The sequence below is a fragment of the Accumulibacter sp. genome (genome assembly GCF_029255125.1).
Classification (GTDB): Bacteria; Pseudomonadota; Gammaproteobacteria; order Burkholderiales; family Rhodocyclaceae; genus Accumulibacter.
The window spans coordinates 1-4,202 of sequence record NZ_JAPUVR010000064.1 but is presented as its reverse complement, the minus strand read 5'-3'; the positions used below and the strand labels follow the sequence as shown (position 1 = coordinate 4,202).

Genomic DNA, 4,202 nt, shown 5'->3' with positions numbered 1-4,202 from the left:
CGCATGTCCGGCGTCGAGCACGTCTATTCCATGGCGCGTCCGGGAATGGCCGTGGTTACCGTGCAGTTCGCCGTCGGCGTCAAGTACAACGACGCCGTCCTGCGCCTGCACGAAACAGTGAACTCAAACCGCGACTGGCTGGCGCCCAACCTCGGCGTCGGTGAGCCGATCATCAAGCCGAAGGGGATAGACGACGTGCCGATCGTCGCGCTGACCTTGTGGACAGCCGATGCGCAGCGCTCGGCCTTCGAACTGCAGCAGGTGGCGCGCGCGCTCGAGAGCGAACTCAAGCGCAGCAAGGGAACACGCGACGTATCGACGATCGGCGGTCCGGACCATGTCGTGCGCGTTCTCATCGACAGCCGGCGGATGAACGCCTTCGGCCTCACGCCGCAGGATCTGAGCGCAGCGCTGCGCAACGGCAACGTCCTGCAATCGACCGGCAGCCTGGTCGCCGGCAACCGCGAAGTGCTCGTGCAGACGGGCCAGCATCTGGAGTCGGCGGCCGCCGTGCGCGAGCTCGTTGTCGCCGTCCGCGGCAAGGCTGACGACCGCCGGGCGGTCGCGCTGGGTGACGTCGCCGAGGTCGAGGACGGGCCCGATCAGCCGCAGCGCATCGTCTGGTTTGCCACGCGCAGCGGCGAACACCCGGCGGTCACGCTACAGATTTCCAAGAAGCCCGGCGTCAACGCGGCAGACGTTGCGAACGAACTGATCGGCCGCGTCGAAGCGCTCCGCGGCACGGTGATTCCGGAAGGAATCGAAGTCGCGGTGACGCGCAATTATGGCGAAACGGCGACCGACAAGGCGCGCAAGCTGATCGGCAAGCTCGCTTTTGCCACCGCCTTCGTCGTCCTGCTGGTCTTCTTCACGCTCGGCCGCCGCGAAGCGCTGATCGTCGGCCTGGCCGTCGGGCTGACCCTCGCCGCAACGCTATTCGCCTCGTGGGCCTGGGGCTTCACGCTCAACCGGGTCTCGCTTTTCGCGCTGATCTTCTCGATCGGCATTCTGGTCGATGACGCCATCGTCGTCGTCGAGAACATCCATCGGCGGCAGACGCTGCAGCCCGAGCTGCCGCTCCTTGAACTGATTCCGCCAGCGGTCGACGAAGTCGGCGGGCCAACCATCCTTGCCACGCTGACGGTGATCGCCGCGCTCCTGCCGATGGCCTTCGTCAGCGGACTGATGGGGCCGTACATGAGCCCCATCCCGATCAACTCGTCGCTCGGCATGTTCATCTCGCTCGCCGTCGCCTTCGTCGTCACGCCCTGGCTGGCCGCGCGCCTGCTGGCGCATGCCGCGCCGCAATCTACAACCAGCGCGCCGCCGCGGATCAGCCGTCTGGAAGCCCTCTTCCGGCGGCTGCTCGCGCCCTTCCTCGAGGTGCGCACGGGGCGTCGCGCGCGACATGCATTGCTCTTCGCCGTCGTCCTGCTGATCGCCGGGTCGCTCTCGCTCGCCGCCTTCAAGCTGGTCGTCCTGAAAATGCTGCCGTTTGACAACAAGAGTGAATTCCAGGTCGTCCTCGACATGCCGGCCGGTACGCCGCTCGAAGAAACCGCCCGCGTCCTGCGCGAGATCGGCAGCGAAGTTCTCAAGCTGCCCGAAGTCAGCGACTATCAGGCCTACGCCGGGAGCGCCGGCCCGATCAACTTCAACGGCCTGGTCCGCCAGTACTATCTGCGCGCGGCGCCCGAACTGGGCGACCTGCAGGTGAATCTGGTCGACCGTCGGCAACGCGCCCGGCAAAGCCACGCCATTGCCAGCGAGTTGCGCCCGATCGTCGAAGAGATCGGCCGCCGTGCAGGCGGTAACGCCAAAGTGGTCGAAGTCCCGCCCGGTCCGCCGGTGCTCTCGCCGATCGTCGCCGAGGTGTACGGGCCGGACTACACCGGCCAGATCGCCGTCGCCCGGCAGGTGCGCCAGGTCCTCGCCGCGACGCCCGACCTGGTCGGGGTCGACGACTCGATCACCGCCGATGGCGAAAAGATCGTCCTGCACGTGCTGCAGAACAAGGCGGCACTGCTCGACGTGGCACCCGCCGACGTGGTCGAGGTCGTCCGCCTGGCGCTCGCCGGCGCGGACATCACGCCGCTGCACAACAGCACTGCGAAGTTCGAGATCCCGGTGCGCATTTCGCTTCCGGCGGAAGAGAAAGGGAGCCTCGACAACCTGCTCGACCTGCGCGTGCGTGCGCGCAGCGGACGCCTGGTCGCCGTTTCCGAACTCGTCGAAGTGCGCTCGGTAGCACGCGAGAAGACCGTCTATCACAAGGACCTGCTGCCGGTCGTCTATGTCGTCGCCGACATGGGCGGCAAGCTCGACTCGCCGCTCTACGGCATGTTTGCCGCGCGCAGCGAGCTCGCCGGGCGCCCGCTCGACGGCGTCACCGGCGCGGCCGGAACGCTTGGCGAGTGGTTCATCCGCCAACCGGCAGCGCCCGACGCCGGCTTCGCGATCAAATGGGACGGCGAGTGGCAGGTCACCTACGAAACCTTCCGCGACATGGGAATCGCCTACGCCGTCGGGCTGATCCTGATCTACCTGCTGGTCGTCGCGCACTTTCACAGCTACCTCGTGCCGCTGATCATCATGGCGCCGATCCCGCTGACGATCATCGGCGTCATGCCCGGACACGCGCTGCTCGGCAGCCAGTTCACAGCGACTTCGATGATCGGCATGATCGCGCTCGCCGGCATCATCGTGCGCAACTCGATCCTCCTCGTCGACTTCATCCGGCAGCAGACCGGCGAGGGAGTCGACTTCGCCGAAGCGATCGTTCAGTCGGCCGCGGTGCGCGCCAAACCGATCGCGCTCACCGCGCTGGCCGCCATCCTCGGCGCGCTCTTCATCCTCGACGACCCGATCTTCAACGGCCTGGCGATCAGCCTGATCTTCGGCATCCTGGTTTCCACGCTGCTCACGCTGATCGTCATCCCGGTTCTCTACTACGCCGCTTTCCGCAAGGAGCACAGCACATGACCACCGATCGCGCCATACGCATCATGGCAGGCAGTTTCGTCCTCATTTCGCTCGCCCTCGGCATCGTCGAAAGCCCGCTCTTCGTCTCGCGCCATTTCCTCTGGTTCACCGCCTTCGTCGGCGCCAACCTGCTGCAGAGCGGCTTCACCGGCTTCTGTCCGGCAGAAAGCATCATGCTCAAGCTGGGAATGAAGCGCCTCGGCTGATACCGCTGGCGCTTCGTGCCGAGCGGGTGCGGGAGCGTTCGCCGACCGCGGCTCGCTGTACGTCTTATCCTGCACGCTAGCATCCTAGCCTGGCGTCCAGTTTCTGGCTGAGAAAGGCGAGACCAAGCGGCCGGCGGGGAAGCCGCGCGAGCGTGCGAGCCCCTTCAGCGCGCCCTTCAGCCGCGCTTTTACCCGCCCTTCCCCCTTTCTACGCCTTCCTGCTCCCTCCTCTGCTCGCTCCGGCCGCAACCGGCAAGGGGCTGGCACAGCTTTCGCTAAGCTTTGCTGGCTCGCACCCTCGCTGCACTGCCCACGGGTCGGGGATCACCCTCCCGCCGGTGCGCCGGGGCCGGACTTCGGTCTGTTGTCCCGCCGCATGCCGCAGCAGCACAAGCGCGAGCAACGGCGAGCCCGTCGGGGGCTTGCCGGGTTCGATTCCCGGATCGCCACGATTGGATAGCTCAATCGGGTAGAGCAACCGCGCAAGCGGCGTGTCGCGGGTTCGAATCCCGCTCCAGAAGCAACAAAAGGCAGTACCCGCCGGTTGCGGCCAGCGCAAGCAGCCGCCGTCGGTCTGGCCAGCTTCGTCGTCCGCCTCGGCGGCAGCGCACTGCGGCCGGTAGCCAGGAGAACGACGCCGTCGGCGCACGAGCGCGGGCGGCCGCCGAGTTCCGCGCTGCCGGGCGAGTGCTGCCCCGTCGGGGCCGACCACGCTGCCCGCCAGACCGGCGCTCGCCGGCAAACGAACAAGCCGCACCACCCGGAGTCACTCGGAGGAACAAGACCATGTTGAAAAGATTCGTCGTCAAGAAAAGCGAGCAAGGCGCCCTGTTCCGGGACGCCGATTTCGAGCGCCTGCTGCCGGCCGGCCGGCACCACTTCTTCGATCCGCTGGGCCGCCTGTCGCTCACCACCTGGCCGCTCGGCGCGCCGATGACCGACACAGCGCTCGCCGACTACCTCTTGCAGCAGCAGCCGGCGAGCGCGACGGCGCATCTTGAAGTGATGGAACTG

The 4,202-nt window shown here is 67.0% G+C and carries 2 protein-coding genes, 1 tRNA gene and 1 pseudogene; all 4 read left to right on the top strand.

The genetic code is table 11. The annotated features are described in order from the left end of the window. The coding region (locus tag Q1L59_RS03125) for an efflux RND transporter permease subunit (protein ID WP_300327900.1) at positions 1–2,982 on the top strand (2,982 nt) is incomplete at its 5' end. Then, a complete protein-coding gene (locus Q1L59_RS03120; RefSeq protein WP_300327898.1) occupies positions 2,979–3,188 on the top strand; it encodes a DUF2892 domain-containing protein in 210 nt (69 codons plus the stop codon). The genes Q1L59_RS03125 and Q1L59_RS03120, both read left to right, overlap by 4 nt. 455 nt (positions 3,189–3,643) lie before the next feature. Beyond that, a tRNA-OTHER gene (locus Q1L59_RS03115) sits at positions 3,644–3,708 on the top strand. Positions 3,709–3,974: 266 nt separating this feature from the next. After that, positions 3,975–4,202, top strand: a pseudogene (locus tag Q1L59_RS03110) (slipin family protein); the annotation flags it as partial.